Genomic DNA, 20,447 nt, shown 5'->3' on the forward strand with positions numbered 1-20,447 from the left:
AGACGTTGTCCCAGATCAACCCGCTACGCAGAAATGACGCTGGCCGTCATTGCCGACATAAGTGCCGGAGCGGCCGTTGAAGCTGCGATAACGCTGCGAGCAATAATCGTACCAGGCGTTCGTCCACGGCTCGATGGTGCGGTAGGTACGGCGTTGCTGGTAGTAGCCGGAATTATTGTCATAGACCGGTTGGGCACGGTAAACCGGTGCCGGACGATAGACCGGAGCGGGTCGATAAACGGGCTGCGGCTGTGGCTGATAATAGCGGTAGTCCGGCTCTTCGTACACATAGCTCGGTTCATAGCGACGCGGCGGGTCGATATAGACGCGCTCGTCGTCTACCGGTGCCGGGCGGGAAAGGGCTGAGCCAACGGCGACACCGGCGGCAAGGCCAAGCACGCCACCCAGAATAGCGGCATCGCGACGGTCGCGGCGGCCCCAGTCATCGGCGGATGCGCTGTTGAAGGGCACGATGGTGGCGGCGGCGGCGGCGATAGCCAGAACGGTTTTAGCTGCAAAGGACGACATGATCTTCTTCCATCCGGATGGCAGGGCGCTGCCAGTTGCAAATTCGATGGTTAAAGAAATATAGCGCGCCTGCTGAACGGGCGCTGAATGAATTGTGGCGGCTGGCGACAGCTCGCAATTCCTGTTTGCGCAAGCCGCGCTTCGCGCTAGAACTCAAGTTCAAACAGGACAATTCCATGAGCCTTGCCCATATAACCGTCAATTCCGATTCATCCCACGAAGACCGTGCCCAGGCTATTCGAGATACGCTGCGCGACGCCATTGTCGACCGACGGCTTGCCCCGGGAACGAAGCTGTCGGAATCGGAAGTGGGAACGCTGTTCGATGTCAGCCGCACGGTGGTGCGGGCGGCTCTTCAGATGCTGGCTTACGAAGGACTGGTCAAGGCCGAGCGCAACCGCGGCGCTTTTGTCTCCAATCCCACACCGGACGAAGCGCGGCAGGTCTTTGCGTCGCGCCGGCTGATCGAGCCCGGCGTTCTGGACGCCGCAATCGAAAAGATCACGCCTGCGGCGGTGAAGCAGCTGAGAGAGCATCTGGTTCAGGAAAGCCGCCACCAGCATGAGCGCGGCCCGCACGCCAGGCGCGCGGAAATCAAGGCATCAGGCGATTTCCACCTGATGCTGGCCTCGCTTGCCGGCAATGCCATCCTCGAAAAATTCATGGACGAACTGGTCGCCCGCTCGTCGCTGGTTATCGCGCTCTACGGGCGCTCGGGCGTTTCAAGCTGCGGCCACAACGATCATGCCGACCTGCTCGATGCACTGGAGGCGAAGGATGCGGCAAAGGCCCGTGCCTTGATGCTGCAGCACCTCGATCACATCGAGGCCGATCTCGACCTTCGCATGAAGGAAGGATTGGCGCTGAAGGATGCACTGGCACTTTGAGCGGCCACCATCCCCGCCCTTAAGACGGGGATAAGCGCCATGTCGCACTTCAGGCTGCGTAACGGCTGAGTGCCAGATCGTGCGTGTCTATCTCGGGCTTGTTCCCGCTGATGAGATCGGCAAGCACACGGGCCGAGCCGCAGGACATGGTCCAGCCAAGCGTACCGTGGCCGGTGTTGAGATAAAGATTGCTGTAGCGGGTGGCGCCGATGACAGGCGTACCATCCGGCGTCATCGGGCGCAGGCCGCACCAGAATTTCGCCTTGCTCTGGTCACCTGCGCCGCCGAACAGGTCTTCCACCGAATGGGCCAGAGTTTCCTGTCTTGCTGCGGGCAGATCCTTGCTGAAACCGGCGATTTCCGCCATGCCACCGGCGCGGATCCGCGAGCCGAGCCGGGTGATCGCCACCTTGAACGTTTCGTCCATCACGGTCGAAACGGGCGCGCGTTCCTCCTTCACGATCGGAACCGTGATGGAGTAGCCCTTGACCGGGTAAACCGGCAGGGTAAGGCCGAGCTGGCGGACGAATTGCGGGGAATAGCTGCCCAGCGCGGCGACGAAAATATCGGCTTCCACCAGCCCCTTGGTGGTCTCCACGGCCTTGATACGGCCTGCCTCGACGATGGGGCGCATGATGCCGGTATCGTAGATGAAGGTGACACCCGCCTCTTCAGCCATGCGCGCAAGTTCGGTGGTGAACATGAAGCAGTCGCCGGTTTCATCACCGGGCAGGCGCAGGCCGCCGACGATCTTTTCCCTGGAAGGAGAAAGGCCAGGCTCGATGGCGGCGCAGCCTTCGCGGTCGAGAATTTCGAAAGGTACGCCACCTGCCGTCAGCACGTCCACATCCTTGCCGATGGCATCGAACTGCTTCTGGGTGCGGAAAACCTCCAGAGTGCCCTGCATGCGCTGGTCGTATTCTATCCCGGTTTCGTCGCGCAGCGCCATCAGGCAATCGCGGCTATATTCGGCAATGCGCACCATGCGGCTCTTGTTGATGGCATAACGCGCCGATGTGCAATTGCGCAGCATCTGGCTCATCCAGCGCCACGCCGCCGGATCGGCGGTCGGGCGGATGATGAGCGGGGCATGTTTCATGAACAGCCATTTCATGGCCTTCATCGGAATGCCGGGCGCGGCCCATGGCGAGGAATAGCCGGGGGAAACCTCGCCGGCGTTGGCAAAGCTGGTTTCAAGTGCTGCGGCCGGCTGGCGGTCGATCACCGTCACCTTGTGTCCGGCTTTGGCCAGATACCAGGCGGAGGTCACGCCGACGACGCCGGCTCCGAGGATAGTGACGTTCATGATCGTCTCACTTATGGCTGACAGATGTTGAAGCGACGGCCGGGGTTTCGCCCGGCTGAATATAATTGCGGCGGTAACGGCGTCCGAGGCCGGTCAGGATTTCATAGGCGATCGTGCCCGCGTCCTCGGCAATGTCTTCCAGCGTCTGGTCAGGCCCGATCATCTGCACGAAGCTGCCTTGCGTCAATGTTCCCAAGGGCAGGGCGGATATGTCGAGAATGATGCTGTCCATTGAAACGCGACCAGCAATGGGCAGGCGAACGCCATTGTACCATGCCGCACCGCGATTGCTGAGCGATCGCGGCAGGCCATCGGCATAACCAGCAGCGATCGTCGCAAGCCGCGTCGGCCTGGCCGCTTCGAATGAGCCGCCATAACCGACCAGCGATCCGGCGGGAACGTCGCGGGTCTGAATAACGGCGACATCAAGCCGGACAACCGGTTTCATCGGGTTGGGACGGGTAACGGAGGGCGCGCCGCCATAAAGCGCGATGCCGGGGCGTAGCAGGGAGTTGTGATAGTCGTTGCCCAGAAAGATGCCGCCGGAATTGGAAAAACAGACGGATACATCAGGAAAAGCGACAGCGGCTTTTCGCATCACAGAGAGTTGGGCGGCATTGGAGAGGTGATCCGGCTCGTCGGCGCAGGCGAGGTGGCTCATCACGAAGGCGATGTCGATACCATCAAGCAGTTGCGGCCGGGAGGCGAGGACTTCAAGCTCCTCGGGAGAGAGGCCGAGACGGCACATGCCGGTGTCGATCTGCACTGCGGCGGGTAATGTCTTGCCAAGATTTTTGGCGTGGGCCGCCCATTGGGCGATCTGCTCGAGCGAATTCAGAACCGGTGTGACGGCCATGGCTGCGCAGGAGGTTTCGTTACCGGGCTGAAGCCCGTTGAGGACGAAAATCCGCGCTTCCGCTGAAAGACGCAGCCGGAGCGCCAGCGCTTCATCGATATGGGCGACGAAGAAATTCCGGCAGCCCGCGTCAAACAGCCCCTGCGAGACGATATCCGCGCCGAGGCCGTATGCGTCAGCCTTGACGACCGCTGCCGTCTGCGATGTGGGTGCCATTGCCGCAAGCGCGAGATAATTATCGCGCAATGCGCCAAGATCGATGGTCAGATGGCCGCTTGCACCACCCGCTGCATGCTGGCGGCTGATCTGCATGTCCATGGTCGTTCACCCTCATTTTTATCATATGAGAGTATTGCAACGATTGTCGAATTTCTTGGCTATTGTTCGAATAAGATGCGATAAAAATGCAAACTACGCAACTTTCATTGTCATATTGGAATTTTCTATGTCGTCACTCGACGCGACCGACCGCCACATCATCCGCCTGCTCCGGCTCAATGCCCGCATCAGCAATGCGAAACTTGCTGCGGAAGTCGGCCTTTCGGCCTCTGCCTGCCTTCGCCGGGTCGATATTCTGGAACGGGAGGGTATCATCCGGGGCTATACGGCGCTGACCAGCGGCCTTGCCGGCGGCGAGGTGATCTCGGTCATCGTGCAGATCACGCTCGACCGCCAGACGGAGGATTTTCTCAACAGGTTTGAGAACGCGGTGCGGCGTTATCCAGAAATTCGCGAATGTTACCTGATGACGGGCGGGTCGGATTATTTCCTGCGATGTGAGGCGGAAAGTGCGGGCGATTTCGAGCGCATCCATAAGGAGATTCTGTCGAAGCTGCCGGGTGTTTCGCGGATTCATTCGAGTTTTGCGATCAGGAATGTGCTGGCGACGCCGAAGGCGAGGTGAAGGCGGATGCGCAGAGCGTGGGGCTCACCCCCCTCTGTCCTGCCGGACATCTCCCCCTCAAGGGGGGAGATCGGGTGAGGTTTTCGCCTCGGTACCCATTAACGTCGGTATCGCGATCTCGTCCGCCAACTAAAACGCCCGGGGCAGGCCACTTGTCGATCTCCCCCCTTGAGGGGGAGATGTCCGGCAGGACAGAGGGGGGTAAGCCCTACGCTCCACTCTAACCTTCACCCCCACCACCGATAAAAATGATGCACCGGTCCCCGACCGTTCCCGACGGCAAGCCCCCGACCAGCGTCAAGCGCCCCATTCAGATAGTCCTTCGCAAGACCAACCGCCTCCGCCAGGTTATGCCCCATGGCCAGATGCGCGGTGATCGCCGCCGCCAGCGTGCAGCCGGTCCCATGGTCGTTTTTCGTGTCCACTCGCATAGCGGAAAGCGCCTGCACGGTGCCGTCTGCAAACAGATAATCCGTACTCTGCGGCCCGTCGCCATGGCCGCCCTTGATGAGCACGGCTTTCGCGCCCACCTTCAGGATCATCTCGGCCTGACGGGTGATCTCCGCCTCGGTGTCTGCAATAGGCAAGCCGGTGAGAAGCGCTGCTTCAGGCAGGTTCGGCGTGACGATGGTGGCGAGCGGCAGCAGGTCGCGCCGTAATGTCTCGATCGCATCCGCATGCAACAGACGGTCGCCGGAGGTCGCAACCATCACGGGGTCAAGCACCACCGGCTGGGGCTGCTGCCGAAGCCTTGCAGCTATGGCCGCGATGGTTTCGATCCGCGATACCATGCCGATCTTCACCGCATTGACGGCAAGATCGGAAAAAACCGCATCCATCTGCGCGACGATGGTGGCGACGGAAATATCCTCCACTGCCGTCACACCTTTAGTGTTCTGGGCTGTGATGGCGGTGATGACGCTAGCGGCATAGGCGCCGAGTGCCGAGAAAGTCTTGATGTCGGCCTGAATGCCCGCGCCGCCGCCGCTGTCTGAGCCGGCGATGGTCAATGCGATTGCTGTCATGACTGTCTCGCTTTCAGCGCTGCATCGACTGCCGCGCGGAAGTCCCTGGTTGCGCTGGCAATATCGCCTGCTCGGAAGATTGCAGAAATGACGGCGACACCATCCGCACCGGCGGCGATGACGTTCGGCACGCGTGTAAGATCAATACCGGCGATGGCGCCCACCGGCATGCCCGGCCGCAACTCGCGGAGCAGAGTGCGGAGCGTCGTAAAGCCGTCGAGGCCGACAGGCTTGTCTGGATTGACCTTGGAAACGGTTTCGAACACGCCACCAATGCAGGCGTAATCGGCGGGCATGGAGGCCGCCCGCTCGGCATCGGCGCGGTTCTTGACGGTAAGGCCGATGATCGCCTTATCTCCAAGGATGCGTCTGGCGGTTTTGGCATCCATATCATCGGCGCCGAGATGCACCCCGTCCGCGCCAGAGGCGAGCGCCACATCCACCCGGTCGTTGATGACCAGCGGCACGCCCGTGCCGGCAATGGCTTCGCGAATAGCGAGGGCGTTTTCGATCATCTCCCGCGTGGAGGCGTGTTTGTCGCGATATTGCAGAATGGTCGCGCCGTTGAGTGCGGCCGCCAGAGCAAGCTCGCCCAACGGCGCAACATCGACGAGGCTCGCATCGACCAGCGCATTGAGACGGTAATCAACTTTGTTCATGCTCAATCCTCGCATGGTTTCTTATGTCTTCGCCGGAAATTTCTGAAAGCACATCCAGAAATGCCGGCTCGAATGTGCCGGGACCTTTGGCGTTTTTCGCTGCCAGTTCGGCTGCGACACCCGTGATAGCGAGGGCGGCGGCGGCGGCCGTCAGTGCGTCTTTTTCCACCGCCATGAAGGCGGCGATGACGCCACCCGATAGGCAACCCGTGCCTGTCACCTTCGCCATCCACGGGTGACCGTTGACGATTCTGACACTCCTTGTGGCGTCGCGCAGGTTATCGACAGGTCCGGTCTCTATCCTGATGGCGTTCGGAACAGCACCGATCAGGCTCATCTCAGCGCTGTTGCCGCGCACGATGGTGGGTCCAAGCGAGATCAGGTCACGCGCGAACGCCAGTCGCGATGGCGAATAGTCGCAATGCACGGGGTCCAGAATCCACGGCTTGCCAGCCGCGCGGGCGATCTCGACGGCAAATCGAATGACTTTGCGCCGGTCGGCGTCGAGCGTGCCGAGATTGATCGTCACCGCATCGGCTTTCGTGACGAAAGCACCGATTTCTTCGAGTGAGGTTGTCATCGAGGGGATGCCGCCGACGACGGTAATGCCATCCGCGGTGAATTTCTGTACCACGGTGTTCATCAGGCAATGCACGCGCGGGCGCGTCTGCCTTACCCTTTCGAGGATCTCTGCGGCCTTCGCCGCAGTCGGAAAACTGTTTGCCATGGTTATTGCAACTCCACGGCAATGTCTTCCACCGCCGGCGCCTGCTTGATCAGTTGCATGTCCTGCATGAAGGTGCCGAAGCGTGTGTAGCGGGCGCGATCAAGTGCGGCTGGACGTTTGGCGAAACGCGGCAGCGTATCGAAAAACGCCTGTTTGTTCAGCGCGTCGTCAAGGTTCGGATAGGCCTTGATGAAAAGCTGCCAGGATTCTTGTGGGTGGTTGGTGATGAAAATCGCTGCCTGCTCAACGGCCGAGAGAAAACGCGGCAGGCGGCTATCTTTCACGAGATCACGATGGGTGACGAAGATGAGCTCGTCATAGGCGGGCACGCCGTGTTCCTCGGGGAAGAACGAGCGGCCTTCGTGGCCTTCAAGCTTCATCTGCGTCAGTTCGAAATTACGGAAGCCGCCAAGCGTGGCATCGACCTTGCCCGCGATCAGGGACGGCGAGAGTGAGAAATTGACGTTGACCAGTTCCACATCGTCTTTCGTCAGTCCCTCCTTCTCCAGCATCCGCTTCAGCATCGCATCCTCGAAGCCGGAAACGGAGAAGCCGACCTTCTTGCCCTTCAGGTCCTTCAGGCTCTTGATAGGCCCGTCGGCCAGAACGGTGACGGTGTTCAGCGGCGTTTCGACCAGCGTTCCGAAACGGACGAGCGGCAGCCCTGCATCGTGGTCTAGATAGAGGTTCGGCTGGTAGTGAACGCCGATATCGGCCTGCTTTGCCGAGACCAGACGCGGTACGGCGGATGGGTCTGCGGGCGGGATCAACTCGACCTCCAGCCCTGCATCGGCGAAAAGGCCGCGTTCCTTGGCGATCACCATCGGTGCATGGTCCGGGTTCACGAACCATTCCAGCAATACGGTAAGCTTGTCTGCCGCCTGCGATTGCGCGGGCGAAAGCACGCTTGCTGCCGCAACGATGAGGGAAAGAAGAGTTCGTTTCATGGTGCCGAAAGTCTCCGCAAATGTTTGAAAGGAATGACGTGGTCTGTTTCTTTGGCCCAGGGGGCGAGGTTGGCCGTTGCCCGGTCGACGACAAGCCGCAGCAGCACCGCCATGACGGCGAGAATGGTCATGGCGGCGAACATTGTGTCGGTCTGCATGCGGGCATTTGACTGGATCATGACAAAACCGAGCCCGGCGGAGGCGCCCACCCATTCGCCAATGACCGCGCCGAGCGGGGCGAGCGGAGCTGCGACCCTCAGTCCGGAAATGAGTGAGGGAAGCGCCAGCGGCACACGCAGCCGGGTGAGGATTTGCCAGTGGCTCGCCTCCGTCAGCGAGGCGGCATCGAGGATTGTCCGATCCGTGCGATTGAGGCCGTCGGTGAAGGCTGAAGCGACGGGGAAAAAGATGATGATCGCCGTCATGACAACTTTCGAGGCCATGCCGAAACCGAACCAGAGTACGAGAATGGGGGCCAGCACGAAGACCGGAAATGCCTGCAACACGAGAACCATGGGCCAGACGAGGCGGCCAAAACGCGGGACGGCGGCAATCGTAAAGGCAACGAGAATGCCGGCGGCAATGCCAGCCGCAAGCCCGACAGCCATTTCACCTGATGTCACCATGGCCTGTCCGAACAGGAAGGCTGGCTGGCGCAGGAGTGCTGCGGCAACATCGGCGGGCGAGGGCAGGATGTAGCGGGGCGGTGCAAACAGCCAGATGCCCAGCTGCCAGACAATCAGAATAAGAACGACGCCCTTCAGCGCATGGGAGGCACGCATCGGCCGGGGCTCAGACGCAGCCGTACCGTATACGAAGGGAAGGATGTTTCATCATCATCGTTCGGTCTCCATCTGTGGCGATCACGGAGATCCGGGCAAAGCGGAGAAGAGAAAGGGCAGTAACGCAAACGCGCTACAGTTTCCGTTCCTACGCCGGCATGACCCGGATCAGGTTCAAGGGTCCGGCTCATCGCCATCTCAGCACCGTCAGGTGCTCCCCTCGGAAGAGACTGTTTTGCTAGGAGGGTTTTGAAGTAATGTCAACGTTGAAAGTTAACGAGAATATTGGCGAATTTGCCGCGAACATATTAGTTGTTGATTATATTAAGTTTATCAAAAATTAGTTATTTATTGAAACCGCTTTTCAATTCCGCTGTATTAGCTTCAGCTCCCAGATTGGTTGGGGGCGAACTTGAAAAACTTCTGGCAAGAGAAATCTGGAAATTTTGGCATTCTGACCGCGCTGCTCATGGTGCCTCTGTGCGGGGCTGCCGGTGTGGCGCTCGATATTACGCGCGGCATGTCGGTCAAAGCCGATCTGCAGCAGGCGGCGGATTCCGCGGCTCTGGCGGCAGTCGCCGATATGTCCGCAAGTGTTCAGGCGGCAAAGAAGATGTCGGGGGACGGTGTCATTCCCGTCGGCAATGAAGAAGCCCGGGCATTCTTCGATGGCAATCAGCGCGGCGACGCGGACTACACCATTACCTCTGTCGATGTTTCGGTGATCAAGCACGGCAATGTGGTCGAGTCGTCCGTCAGCTTCAAGGCGTCGGTCAGCACGACCCTCTCAGGGCTTCTGGGGAAGGATTTCGTTTCGGTTGGCGGCACGGCCACGGCCAAATACGAAACGGAAACCTTCAGCGATTTCTATCTTCTGCTTGATAATACGCCCTCCATGGGAGTGGGCGCGACACCCACGGATGTTGCCACCCTGGTTGCGAACACTGGCGATAAATGCGCTTTTGCCTGTCACATCGTGAAGGACGGCGTGGCAGACCCGAACAGCTATTACTTCAAGGCCAAGAAACTCGGGGTTACAACGCGTATCGACGTGGTTGCCAAGGCAACCGCCAGCCTGATGGACACGGCAAAGTCCACGCGCAAAAGCAGCAATCAATATCGCATGGCCGTCTATACCTTTGGGGAACGGGCGGAAGATACCAAGCTGCTTGAGGTCGTTTCGCTAACCTCGGATCTCGACGCAGCAAAGAAAAAAGCTGGTGAAATCAACCTGATGTCAATCCCCTATCAGGGATACAACAACGACCAGCAAACAGATTTCGACCGGGCACTGATCCAGATTGGAGATAAGGTCGGCAGTTCGGGCACGGGCGCAAGCTCGGCAAATCCGGATAAGGTTATTTTCTTTGTTTCAGACGGGGTGGGCGACAGTTACAAGCCGTCCTCCTGTACGAAAAAACTGACAGGAGGCCGCTGTCAGGAGCCGATCGACATCAAAGACTGTACGAAACTGAAGGAAAAGGGTTTTCGTATCGCGGTGCTTTATACCACCTATCTGCCGCTGCCGACGAATGACTGGTATAATAGCTGGATCAAGCCCTTTCAGGCGGAAATCGGCTCACGCATGCAGAGCTGCGCTTCCCCGGGTCTGTACTTCGAAGTCAGCCCGTCCCAGGGCATCAGCGACGCGATGACGGTGCTGTTCAAGAAAGCCATTACATCACCACGCCTGACGGGCTGATGGCCGTCTAGCGAGGCCTGTTAAAGCATCGGTTGAACGCCGCAATATCTGCGGCGTTTTTTGGAAATGGCCGGAAGGTGATGCTTCAAGCGATATTACGAAGCTGTTCAAATAACGTAGTAAAGGGCGTTTCAGCGCGGTAGAACACAGCCGGCTGGCCTATCGGAGCCTCCACGGTGATCTCGTGCCCGCCAAAATACCGCGCGCCACTCCAAAGATGCACCCATTCCCCATCGCCCGGAAGGTAAAGCGTGCGCTGCGTCTCCCCCGCCTTCCACACGGGTGCGACCAGCATGTCGGCCCCGTAGAGATAGCTGTCCTGAATGGCATAGGTCTGCCGGTCGTTCTCGTGATGCAGGAAAAGCGGGCGCTGTACCGGCAGGCCGGTTTTGGCCGCTTCAGTGGAAAGCGATTTCAGATAGGGGGCGAGTGCGACATAGATCGCCGTCATGCGGGCAAAATGGCCAAGAACCGTCTCGTCCTGATCGATCTGGAGATTGTCGCGCGGGCGATTGCCCTCATGGGTGCGCATGACAGGAGTAAAGGCTGCCATCTCCGTCCAGCGCATGATGAGTTCCGGGGTTCTGACATTGCCGAACAGGCTGGTATAACCGCCAATATCGGAATGGTGATAGGCATTGCCGAGAAGACCGGAGGACAGCGCACCGCATATGACGGTGACGAGACCGTCATGGCGGGAGAAATCGACAGACTGGTCGCCGCCCCACAGCAGCGGGCAGTGGGCTTGCACACCGGTAAAGCCCGCCCGCATGAAGAACAGCGCTTCGCCGGTTTTGCCGCGGCTTTCAACGGCCTTGGCGTTGACCTCTGCCCAGAGCGTCGGCCAGGCATTGTGCATCAGCGTGGCGTCGATGCCGTTCGATAGCGTGATGTCGATCGGCAGATATTCGCCGAAATCGGCCATCCAGCCGGAAAGGCCGAAATCAAGCATGTTCTTGCCGATGATCTCTTCGGAAAACCACTCGGCTGCGGCCGGATTGGTGAAATCGACCACGCCACAATCGAACTCGCCGAAATCCACGAGCGCCGTCTTGCCGTCCACGCCGGTGGCGAAATAACCGGCCGCCTCCGCCTCCGGAAAAAGCGGGCCGTCGACGCAGAGATAGGGGTTCACGTATCCCAGAAAACGAATGCCCTGATCGGCAAGCTCGGCGATCTTCTGACGCAAATGCGGATAACGCGCCTCATTGGCCTGCCAGTCCCAGAAGAGCCGGGCGCCGAAGGATGTCTGGCGAAGCCCCACCCAGTCCTCGCACCACAGGCCGGAGACCTTGGTTCCGGCAGCGCGGATTTTTTCCAGCCGGGCGAAGGAGTTGCCGCCATCCTTTAACCCGATGATCGCGCCGCCATAGACCCACTCCGGCAGTTCCGGCTGGCGTCCGAACCGCAGCGAGAGGGCGGAAACGATATCGGTGAAACGATCGCCGGTGAAAAACTCGATCCTCTCGGGGATCGCCCATATCTCGACTTCGTGGAAATCTTCGTCGCGGAAATCGAAGACCGAATAGGCGCTGGTTTCCACATGCAGCGCATATTTGCGCGACGACAGATAGGTCGGCTGCGGGTAATTGGTGTTGTAATAATCGCCACCCGCCTTGCCGCTGACGTCAGCCTTGAAGGTGATTTCAGCGGTCTTGTCGCGGCCGACACCGGGTTCGGAGGTCCAGAGCGGAAAGCGGCGGCCGCGCATGTCGAAATAGGACATCTGTTCGCCACCGCCCCAGACATGTTCGTCTTCATCTGCGATGATCCGCAGCCACAGCCGATTGATGGTTTCATCCAGCGCCGTGACCCTGATGGCATTTCCATCCAGCGCCAGATGAAGGCGTGCGGCCTGCCCGGGTGCGGAAGACAGCGTAACGCTGTCGCCACTGACTTCGGCGTGGCGCAGCGCAGTTCGTTCGATGACATAGTCCTCGATATCGAAATTGCCGCGATACATATCCATCCGCTCCTTGCCCAAACCGGCGAAGAAAGCCGGGTTCTCAGGCGAATGAGAAAGAATGGTGTGGCTGCCAATCGCAAGCGTGAAGCCGTCTCTGGTCTTTTCGAATTGCATGACTGTACCTGTTTAACCCTTGAGACCGCCGGCGGTGAGACCGGAGACGACGCGTTCCTGAAAGATGACGATCAGGATCGCAACCGGGACGATGCCGACCACCAGCGCCGCCGAGATGACGGGCCAGGGGAAAGCGAACTCACCCTGGTAAAGCTGGATGCCGACCGGCAGCGTGCGCAGTGCCGGATTGGAATTGAAGGAAAGCGCCAGCAGGAATTCGTCCCAGGCGTTCACGAAAGCGAGAATACCGGCGGTGAAGACGCCTGGCGCGCATAGCGGCACGACAACCTTGAACAGCGCGCCGATGCGGGTGCAGCCATCAATCATGGCGGCGTTTTCCAGATCGCGCGGGATGCTTTCGAAGAAGGACACCAGCATCAGCGTGCAGACCGGCAGGGAGAGCACGGTGTAAGGCAGTATAAGAGCGGTCCAGCTATTGAGCAGGTTGAGCGCACGCATGATCTCGAACAGAGGCACCAGCAGCGTTACCAGCGGGAATGTGGAAACGGCGATGATGAGCGAGAGGATCAGCGCCCGGTACTTGAGATCGAGCCGCGCCAGCGCATAGGCTGCCAGCACCGAAATCAGAATTGTGAGTGCCGTGGAAAGCAGCGCGACCATGAAGCTGTTGAACAGGAAGAGGTGCAACGGCTGGTCGGAAAAGGCCTGCATGTAATTGGCAAGCGTCGGCGCATGCGGAAACCATGTGATCGGTTTCACCGTCAGTTCCGCTTCGGTTTTCAGCGAGGTGAACAGGATCCATATTGCCGGAAACAGGCCGTTGACCAGCAATATGGAGGCCGCAATGAAGCGCAGCGGCTTGCCGGAGAAGAAGGAGGACAGACCGGAGGAGGTCGCAACGGTGCTCATGGGATCAGTCCTTCGTCCTGATAATGCGGAGATAAACGGCGGTGACGCACATGGAGAGCGCAAACATCATGACCGCCAGTGCCGAACCGTAACCGAGATCGAGGAAGGAAACGGTGTTCTGGTGAATGTACATGGCGAGCGTCGTGGTTGATGTGCCGGGGCCGCCGCCGGTCATCATGTATGGAATATCAAAGGTCTGCAGCGCCGTAATCGTACGGAAGATGAGAGCAACGACGATCGAGGGCTTTAGGAGCGGCAGCGTGATCTCGAAGAACTGCCTGAGCTTGCCGGCGCCATCCACATCGGCGGCTTCATAAAGCGAGCGCGGAATGGTTTGCAGCCCTGCAAGGATCATCAGTGCCATGAAGGAGGAGGTCTTCCAGATGATGGTCAGGCAGATGGCCGCAAAGGCCCAGTTCGGGGAGTTGAACCAGATGATGCCTTCAAAGCCCAGCCGGTTCAGCACATCGTTGACCACGCCGTATTCGTAGTGGAAAAACCACGCGAAGATGAGGCCGGCGAACGACAGAGGCAGCGCCCAGGGGATGAGCAGCGACAGGCGCATCGGCCATTGCATCGAAAACGGCAGGTTTGCGAGGAGCGCAAGGCCCAGGCCCATGAACAGCGCTCCCGGCACCGTTATCAGCGTTATCAGCACCGTATTCCAGGTCGTTTCCCAGAAAATCGGGTCATCGAGCATCGCCGTGTAGTTTTCAAAGCCGATGAATTCCGCCGGCAGGCCCGATGTCAGCGAAAGGCTGAAAAACGAGGTGTAGACGAGACGCGCCACCGGATAAACGATGATAAGCGAAAGAAGAATGGCTGCAGGCGCCAGCAAAAGCACGGCAAGCGACCGGTCACCGAGATCGAGCCACCGCGTCCAGCGCGGCTGCGGTTTCTCGTCCACCCTGACCATTGTTCTCTCCGGCATCGTCACGTCTGCCACTCCCGCAACTGAATTCACGTCATCGTCTCCCGATCAGACCGGTTAAGTCCCGGCCCGTTTATCGCGCCGTTCAGGCGATTTTCACTGGTTCGGCCAAACGGGCCGGCAACGGCATGTCCTGCATGCCGCCCCCGGCCACAGGGCTTAGCGCAATACGCGGCGCAGACGGCTTTCCATCTGCTTTGCGCCGTCTTCCGGCGACATCACGCCCGCAAGCACGCCATTGACGGTGGTGCGGATCGTTTCGCTGACCTCGTTGTAACGCGGTGTGACCGGACGGGCCTTTGCCGTTTCAACAACCGGAAGAGCATCCGCAAACCAAGGGATGGACTTGGTCACATCAGCATCCTTGTAGAGCGAGGCATAGGTGGGCAGCAGCGCGGCATTGATGGCCATGAACTTCGAAACATCCTGGCTGGACAGATATTCCACCAGTTTCTTGGCTTCGTCCTGCTGCTTGGAATAGGCGGAAACGCCGAATTCCCAGCCGCCGAGGCACGTCGTCTGCTCTCCGCCCTTGACGGCCGGCAACCGGGCGACGCCAACCTTGTCGTTCACTTGGGATTCCTTGCCCTGAAAATGGGTCCAGGCGTAGGACCAGTTGACGGCGAAGAGAACCTTGCCCGCCTGGAATTCCTTGCGCGTGTCGTCGGTCGCAACTTCGGAAATGTTCTTCTTGGAAATGCCTTCGTCGACGAAGCTTTTCCAGAGCTTCAGCGAATCCACGGCCGCCTGATTGTCGAAATTCAGCTTGCCGTTTTGAACCAGCGACTTGCCTTCGCTCCAGTAGGGCAGCAGGAACGTGCATACCGCACCTTCGATGGCCTTACCCTGGAAGGAGAGGCCCTGAAGTTCGGGGTTCTTTTCGCCCTCCATCACCTTTTTTGAGGCTTCCTTCAGCTCATCCCAGGTGATCGGCGGCTGGATGCCGTATTTGTCCAGCAAGTCCTTGCGATAGTAGAGGAACATGGAATCGGCGAACGCCGGCAGCGCCACGATCTTGCCGTTCACGGTGTTTGCTTCTGCATAGGTCGGCAGGTAGGCGGACAAGTCCTTGCCGGAGAAATCGCTGGTCCAGCCAGCGGTTGCGAATTGTGCGGGACGGATGACATCGAGCATCAGCACGTCAAGGCTCGAATCCTTGGCAGACATGACGGTGTTGAGATATTGCGCCTGCATTTCGGAGGTGTTACCGCCGGTCTCGATCACGACTTTCACGCCCGGCGTCTTCGCCTCATATTGATCGAGCGCCTTGCGCCACACGTCGGGTTGATGCTGGCTGGAAACGAAGATTTTGAGTTCGGCGTCGGCAAAGGCCTGTCCCGAAAAGCTGAGCATCGTTGCGCAGAGCGCCGCTCCCGTAAGGGCTTTGAATTTCATGTTTTCCTCCCGTTATTGAAATCTTGAAGCCGGGCCGGTGGCGGCCCGATCCTGTCACTGAATGGAGCGTTCCGTCGTCACGTCGAACAGGTGCACCTTCGATGGGTCGAGGCCGATCTTCAGTTCCTCATTCGGAGCCGGTTTCATCTCTGGCGGCATTCTCGCCGTCAGCGACGCATCACCGAGGGTGAAATGCACCAGCGTATCCGACCCCAAAGGCTCCACCACCTGCACCTTGACGGAGAGCTGTGTGTCAAATCCCCCGGCAGGACCGAAATGTTCAGGGCGAATGCCGACGATGACCTCCCGTCCATCGAGCGCCGTTTCACGGGACGGTCTGATTGCTGCCAGTGGAAGAGAGTTGCCGTCCGTAAATGTCAGCCTGTCGCCGGTCACTCTGGCGCGGGCGAAATTCATGGCAGGCGCACCGACGAAACCGCCGACGAACACGCTTTCCGGACGGTTATAGACCTCGTCCGGCGTGCCCACCTGCTCGATATCGCCGCCACGCAGAATGACGATGCGGTCAGCCAGCGTCATCGCCTCCACCTGATCATGCGTCACGTAGATGATGGTGGTGCCGAGCTGCTGGTGCAGGCGCTTGATTTCCGTGCGAACCTGTCCGCGCAGTTTTGCGTCGAGGTTGGAAAGCGGCTCGTCGAACAGGAACACCTGCGGGCGGCGCACGATGGCGCGACCCATGGCCACGCGCTGGCGCTGGCCGCCGGAAAGCTGGCCCGGACGACGGTCCAGCAGATGGCTGATGCCCAGCATATTCGCTGCCTCATCAATGCTGGCATTGGCCTGCGAGGCGCTGACACCACGTACCTTCAGGCTGAAACCCATGTTTTCACGCACCGTCTTGTGCGGGTAAAGTGCGTAGTCCTGAAACACCATGGCGATGTCACGCTCGCGCGGCGGCAGTTTGTTGACAACGCGGTCGCCGATCATCACCTCACCGCCGCTGATGCTTTCCAGCCCGGCGACCATGCGCAACGTCGTGGATTTTCCGCAGCCTGAGGGGCCGACGAAAACCACGAATTCACCATCGTTGATTTCAAGGTCGATACCCTTGACGATGCGCAGGGCACCGTAACTCTTGTCCAGCTTGCGCAGGCTGACTGAAGCCATCTTTTCCTCCTCACGTCCGGGGCGTCCAAAATCCGATGAACGCAAACCCGGCATCAACCTTCAAATCCACGCATCGCTTTTCGAAAAAATCATCCCGATCGTCCGGCGATATCGTGGGACGGCCAAACGCCTGTCTCCCTAGGCCCGTGATATTACCTTTCGTCAAAAGGAAATCAATAGTGTATCAATTTTATTTCTGACAGAAATCAAAAACCGGCAAAGCTTTGATTTGTAGAAATATTTCAACGAAAACCCCTGCGTGGCAGGTCGCGGCTTCCTTGCCTGTGGTCAATTTTCTCTGTCCATGTGGATCACGCGAATTTCGTGCGTTTTCAACGTATGCGTGAAACGTACCGTGCGACGGTGTGGTCGAACCATGTCCATGAGACTTCAGCCACGGCTCCGTCCTGACCCTGGCTCAGGCGAAGGACACGCGGCACCGACGCGCCGGGTTTCTGGCCGAATTGTGCAGGCGCCCATTCTGGCACTTCCCCGAGGTCGATGCGGTCTTCTGCCTTCGATATCCAGAGATTGAGGCGGGTGCGATAATAGAGATAGAGCGATTCCGACAGGTTCTCGATGGTAATCGTGTCGACATAGGAACCGTCTAGCCAGATCTCCTCGATTGCCGCCGGTTTCCCCGCGATACGCCTCAGGCGGCGGATGCGGTGGCCTTCCGGCGATGTGCCAAAGGCGGGTAGGGTGGATGACTTGGCAAGGCGGGCAACATCCAGCACCTCCGCCGTTGGCAGGCCACCGCCCTCGATCATCTCCAGCCGGAAGAAGGCATAAACGCTCTGGGGATCGCTGACCGCGCGGATATAATTGCCGGAACCCTGCACACGCTCCAGCAGTCCACGCTCCTGCAACTCCGCAAGCGCCTTGCGAAGCGTGCCGACAGCAATGCCGAGATCGGCTGCCATATCCCTTTCGGGAGCAAGCTTTTCACCATCTGTCAGACGGCCCGCAGCGACTTCGCGCACCAGCATTTCGGCGATCTGCAAATACATAGGCAGGCTGCCGCCCGTGTGTTTCATGATGCTATCCCCTCCGCAAAACAAAAATTGATACATCATTGATTTACATATTTCTTGATGTTATGCAAGAAAAACGAGAGCGGCCTTGAGGAGGAATTGCATGACCGTCGTACCCGTTACATCCGCTGATCTCGATGCTGCCGAGGTCTCCTGGTTTTCTGCCCTTTGTTCCGATGATTACGCCTATCTGGGCGTGCCGGATGGCAGCCTGCGCTCCAGCTTCGAACATTGCTCGGATATCGTCAAAAAGGCCGAGGAACTCGGTTTTCGCAACATTCTCTGCCCCTCTTCCTATCAGGTCGGCCAGGACACGTTGAGCTTCGTGGCGGGTTGCGCTCCGATCAGTGACCGCATCAATTTCCTTGCTGCAATCCGTTGCGGCGAAATGCAGCCGATCATGCTGGCGCGTACGGTGGCGACGCTCGATCACATGCTGAAGGGCCGCCTGACGCTCAACGTCATCAGCTCCGATTTTCCCGGCGAGGTGGCTGACAGCGCGTTTCGCTACAAACGCAGCCATGAAGTCGTGCAGATTTTGCGCCAGGCCTGGACCCGTGACACGATTGACCATGACGGCGAGATATACCAGTTCAAGGGTGTCTCCACCGAGCCTGCACGTCCGTACCAGCAGAATGGCGGTCCGCTACTCTATTTCGGCGGTTATTCGCCGGATGCGCTTGAGCTGTGCGGCGCGCAATGCGACGTGTATCTGATGTGGCCCGAAACGAAAGACCAGCTCGCAGACCGCATGCGCGCTGCCCATGAGCGTGCCGCAGCCCATGGCCGCACGCTGGATTACGGCCTGCGAGTCCACATGGTCGTGCGCGATACCGAACAGGAAGCGCGTGAATATGCCGAGCATCTGGTCTCGAAGCTCGACGACGAATATGGCCAGCTGATCCGCAACCGCGCCCACGATAGCGGCTCACTCGGTGTATCGCATCAGGCGCGGGCCCGGGAACTGGCCGACAAGTTCGGTTATGTCGAACCCAACCTGTGGACCGGCATCGGCCGGGCGCGCTCCGGCTGTGGTGCAGCGCTCGTCGGCTCCACCGATAAGGTCCTTTCGGCGCTGGAGGAATACCAGAAAATGGGTATTCGCGCCTTCATCCTCTCGGGTTATCCGCATCTCGACGAGGCTGAACACTTCGGAACCAAGGTCCTGCCGCAAATGAAAACCTGCTCCCTGCCGCATGCATACGGCCGGGTGCCTTCTGAAACACCTGCTACGCCGCTGGGCAACGGGGAACGCCACTGATGGAACGTATCGCTCTTTCTGAAAACCTGGAACTTAGCCGCATCGTTTACGGCATGTGGCGCATCGGCGACGATGCTGATACTTCGCCTTCCCATGTACAGGCAAAGATCGAAGCCTGCCTGGCGCAGGGCATCACCACCATGGATCAGGCTGATATATATGGTGGATACACGGCGGAAGCCATTCTGGGTGCCGGCCTCAAGGCAGCTCCATCCCTTCGCGACAAGATCGAGATCGTGACGAAATGCGGCATCGTGGCGCCAGCCGGGCGTCACTCAGCCGCCCGCGTCAAGCATTACGATACCACGGCTGGCCATATCAACGCTTCAGTCGAGGCCTCCTTGCGTGACATGGGCACAGATCGTGTCGATCTGTTGCTGATCCACCGGCCCGATCCGTTGATCGATCCCGAAGAAACCGGCAAGGCGCTCGATGCACTGGTAGCTTCCGGCAAGGTCAAGGCCGTGGGCGTTTCCAATTTCCGCCCGTGGGATTTCGCCCTGCTGCAATCGGCTATGAGCAATAGGCTGGTTACGAACCAGATCGAAATGAGCTTGCTTGCTACCGATAGCTTCACCAATGGCGATCTGGCCTTCCTGCAGGAAAAGCGCGTTTCACCGATGGCATGGTCGCCGCTTGGCGGCGGTTCGCTGTTTTCCGGTGCGCATGGTGGAACCATGGCTGCCCTGCAGCGCATCGGCAACGAGCAGGGCGTCGATGCCACTGCCGTTGCCATCGCCTGGCTGCTGCGGCATCCGGCAAAGATCGTGCCCGTGCTCGGCACCAACAATATTCAGCGCATAAAAACGGCGGCCGATGCCCTGCGCGTCACCATCGACCGCCAGACCTGGTTTGAGCTTTACACACTTGCAATTGGAAGCGAGGTGCCGTGATGACAGTCGCAGAAGCGATCAAAATGCCCAATGAGCATGTATTTGTTCCCGGCGGCGAAAACAGCCGCAGCTTTCGCAATGCGCTCGGCGCTTTCACCACCGGCGTAACGGTGGTGACGGCAACGACGCCCGAAGGGCCGATCGGTATGACGGTCAACAGCTTCGCGTCGGTATCGCTCGATCCGCCGCTGGTGCTGTGGTCGCCTGCCAAAAATTCATCGCGCTATCCGGCCTTCAGCGGCGCAACGCATTTCGCCATCCATGTGCTGAGCGCAGATCAGGACGTGCTGAGCGCCCGCTTCACCCGCAACGGCCGCGCATTTGACGATCTTGACTGGGAAATCAACGACGAGGGCGTTCCGGTCATTCCGGGCACGCTCGCCCGTTTCGAATGCCGGCAGGCGGCAGCCCACGATGCGGGCGATCACACCATCATCGTCGGCGAAGTGCTGCGTGCCGCCCACCGCGATGGCGATCCCCTGTGCTTTTCAGGCGGAGCCTTCGGGCGGTTTTCAAAGCAGTAGGCAGA

Annotated in this window: 20 protein-coding genes and 1 riboswitch; of the genes, 6 read left to right on the plus strand and 14 right to left on the minus strand. The window is 59.3% G+C overall.

Translation table 11 applies throughout. The annotated features are described in order from the left end of the window. Nucleotides 1–15: 15 nt before the first annotated feature. A complete protein-coding gene (locus QE432_RS07285) occupies nucleotides 16–528 on the minus strand; it encodes a BA14K family protein (protein ID WP_065687751.1) in 513 nt (170 codons plus the stop codon). A gap of 176 nt (nucleotides 529–704) precedes the next feature. Here QE432_RS07285 and QE432_RS07290 point away from each other — a divergent pair, with 176 nt between their 5' ends. Beyond that, nucleotides 705–1,415 (plus strand): GntR family transcriptional regulator, encoded by a 711-nt coding sequence (locus tag QE432_RS07290; RefSeq protein WP_025595694.1) that lies wholly within the window; start codon nucleotides 705–707, stop codon nucleotides 1,413–1,415. Between the two features lie 49 nt (nucleotides 1,416–1,464). Here the strand turns inward: QE432_RS07290 and QE432_RS07295 are convergent, their stop codons facing one another. Together QE432_RS07295 and alr are read right to left on the minus strand one after the other, a co-directional pair. Then, nucleotides 1,465–2,721, minus strand: coding sequence for a D-amino acid dehydrogenase (locus QE432_RS07295; RefSeq protein ID WP_065687750.1), 1,257 nt, complete (start codon nucleotides 2,719–2,721; stop codon nucleotides 1,465–1,467). A 7-nt stretch (nucleotides 2,722–2,728) separates the two neighbouring features. Next, nucleotides 2,729–3,895 (minus strand): alanine racemase, encoded by a 1,167-nt coding sequence (gene alr, locus QE432_RS07300; RefSeq protein WP_065687749.1) that lies wholly within the window; start codon nucleotides 3,893–3,895, stop codon nucleotides 2,729–2,731. 127 nt (nucleotides 3,896–4,022) lie between these two features. Between alr and QE432_RS07305 the strand changes: the two genes are divergently transcribed. Continuing rightward, on the plus strand, nucleotides 4,023–4,481 hold the full coding sequence (locus tag QE432_RS07305) for an Lrp/AsnC family transcriptional regulator (RefSeq protein ID WP_003500727.1): 459 nt from the start codon (nucleotides 4,023–4,025) through the stop codon (nucleotides 4,479–4,481). 227 nt (nucleotides 4,482–4,708) lie between these two features. On the opposite strand, the gene thiD is transcribed toward QE432_RS07305, so the two are convergent. From thiD to QE432_RS07330, 5 genes are read right to left on the minus strand one after another with little or no spacing between them, the layout of a single operon-like run. Next, nucleotides 4,709–5,506: a bifunctional hydroxymethylpyrimidine kinase/phosphomethylpyrimidine kinase gene (gene thiD, locus QE432_RS07310; RefSeq protein WP_003510831.1), complete on the minus strand. Its 798-nt coding sequence runs from the start codon at nucleotides 5,504–5,506 to the stop codon at nucleotides 4,709–4,711. Continuing rightward, entirely contained in the window at nucleotides 5,503–6,165 is a 663-nt protein-coding gene (gene thiE, locus QE432_RS07315; protein ID WP_035199437.1) for a thiamine phosphate synthase, read from the minus strand. The genes thiD and thiE overlap by 4 nt, the downstream gene beginning before the upstream one ends. Next, a complete protein-coding gene (locus tag QE432_RS07320; protein WP_035199436.1) occupies nucleotides 6,152–6,892 on the minus strand; it encodes a hydroxyethylthiazole kinase in 741 nt (246 codons plus the stop codon). The genes thiE and QE432_RS07320 overlap by 14 nt, the downstream gene beginning before the upstream one ends. A gap of 2 nt (nucleotides 6,893–6,894) precedes the next feature. Further along, nucleotides 6,895–7,839, minus strand: a complete 945-nt coding sequence (locus QE432_RS07325; RefSeq protein ID WP_035199435.1) for an ABC transporter substrate-binding protein — start codon at nucleotides 7,837–7,839, stop codon at nucleotides 6,895–6,897. After that, a complete protein-coding gene (locus QE432_RS07330; RefSeq protein ID WP_035199433.1) occupies nucleotides 7,836–8,621 on the minus strand; it encodes an ABC transporter permease in 786 nt (261 codons plus the stop codon). Before QE432_RS07330 ends, QE432_RS07325 begins: the two co-directional genes overlap by 4 nt. 128 nt (nucleotides 8,622–8,749) lie before the next feature. Then, nucleotides 8,750–8,852: riboswitch (TPP riboswitch) on the minus strand. 181 nt (nucleotides 8,853–9,033) lie between these two features. On the opposite strand from QE432_RS07330, the gene QE432_RS07335 reads away from it, so the two are divergent. Next, nucleotides 9,034–10,323, plus strand: coding sequence for a TadE/TadG family type IV pilus assembly protein (locus QE432_RS07335; protein ID WP_035199432.1), 1,290 nt, complete (start codon nucleotides 9,034–9,036; stop codon nucleotides 10,321–10,323). Nucleotides 10,324–10,408: 85 nt separating this feature from the next. Here the strand turns inward: QE432_RS07335 and QE432_RS07340 are convergent, their stop codons facing one another. From QE432_RS07340 to QE432_RS07365, 6 genes are all read right to left on the minus strand, one after another. Next, nucleotides 10,409–12,403: an alpha-glucosidase gene (locus QE432_RS07340; protein ID WP_065687748.1), complete on the minus strand. Its 1,995-nt coding sequence runs from the start codon at nucleotides 12,401–12,403 to the stop codon at nucleotides 10,409–10,411. A 12-nt stretch (nucleotides 12,404–12,415) separates the two neighbouring features. Then, on the minus strand, nucleotides 12,416–13,273 hold the full coding sequence (locus QE432_RS07345) for a carbohydrate ABC transporter permease (RefSeq protein ID WP_003500737.1): 858 nt from the start codon (nucleotides 13,271–13,273) through the stop codon (nucleotides 12,416–12,418). 4 nt (nucleotides 13,274–13,277) lie between these two features. Further along, nucleotides 13,278–14,189, minus strand: a complete 912-nt coding sequence (locus tag QE432_RS07350; RefSeq protein ID WP_003510821.1) for a carbohydrate ABC transporter permease — start codon at nucleotides 14,187–14,189, stop codon at nucleotides 13,278–13,280. Nucleotides 14,190–14,363: 174 nt separating this feature from the next. Next, on the minus strand, nucleotides 14,364–15,599 hold the full coding sequence (locus QE432_RS07355; protein WP_065687747.1) for an ABC transporter substrate-binding protein: 1,236 nt from the start codon (nucleotides 15,597–15,599) through the stop codon (nucleotides 14,364–14,366). 54 nt (nucleotides 15,600–15,653) lie between these two features. After that, nucleotides 15,654–16,730 (minus strand): ABC transporter ATP-binding protein, encoded by a 1,077-nt coding sequence (locus tag QE432_RS07360; RefSeq protein ID WP_065687746.1) that lies wholly within the window; start codon nucleotides 16,728–16,730, stop codon nucleotides 15,654–15,656. 332 nt (nucleotides 16,731–17,062) lie between these two features. After that, on the minus strand, nucleotides 17,063–17,767 hold the full coding sequence (locus tag QE432_RS07365; RefSeq protein ID WP_065687745.1) for a GntR family transcriptional regulator: 705 nt from the start codon (nucleotides 17,765–17,767) through the stop codon (nucleotides 17,063–17,065). A 100-nt stretch (nucleotides 17,768–17,867) separates the two neighbouring features. On the opposite strand from QE432_RS07365, the gene QE432_RS07370 reads away from it, so the two are divergent. Genes QE432_RS07370 through QE432_RS07380 form a run of 3 tightly spaced genes read left to right on the plus strand, consistent with a single transcriptional unit; the run spans nucleotide 17,868 to nucleotide 20,442 of the window. Further along, nucleotides 17,868–19,025 (plus strand): LLM class flavin-dependent oxidoreductase, encoded by a 1,158-nt coding sequence (locus QE432_RS07370; protein WP_003510817.1) that lies wholly within the window; start codon nucleotides 17,868–17,870, stop codon nucleotides 19,023–19,025. Next, the gene (locus QE432_RS07375) at nucleotides 19,025–19,918 is read left to right on the plus strand and encodes an aldo/keto reductase (RefSeq protein WP_065687744.1); all 894 of its coding nucleotides are present in this window, start codon (nucleotides 19,025–19,027) and stop codon (nucleotides 19,916–19,918) included. The genes QE432_RS07370 and QE432_RS07375 overlap by 1 nt, the downstream gene beginning before the upstream one ends. Continuing rightward, on the plus strand, nucleotides 19,918–20,442 hold the full coding sequence (locus QE432_RS07380) for a flavin reductase family protein (protein ID WP_013761544.1): 525 nt from the start codon (nucleotides 19,918–19,920) through the stop codon (nucleotides 20,440–20,442). Before QE432_RS07375 ends, QE432_RS07380 begins: the two co-directional genes overlap by 1 nt. The last annotated feature ends 5 nt before the right edge of the window (nucleotides 20,443–20,447 follow it).

It is taken from the genome of Agrobacterium sp. SORGH_AS_0745, from assembly GCF_030818995.1.
GTDB classification, from domain to species: domain Bacteria; phylum Pseudomonadota; class Alphaproteobacteria; order Rhizobiales; family Rhizobiaceae; genus Agrobacterium; species Agrobacterium tumefaciens.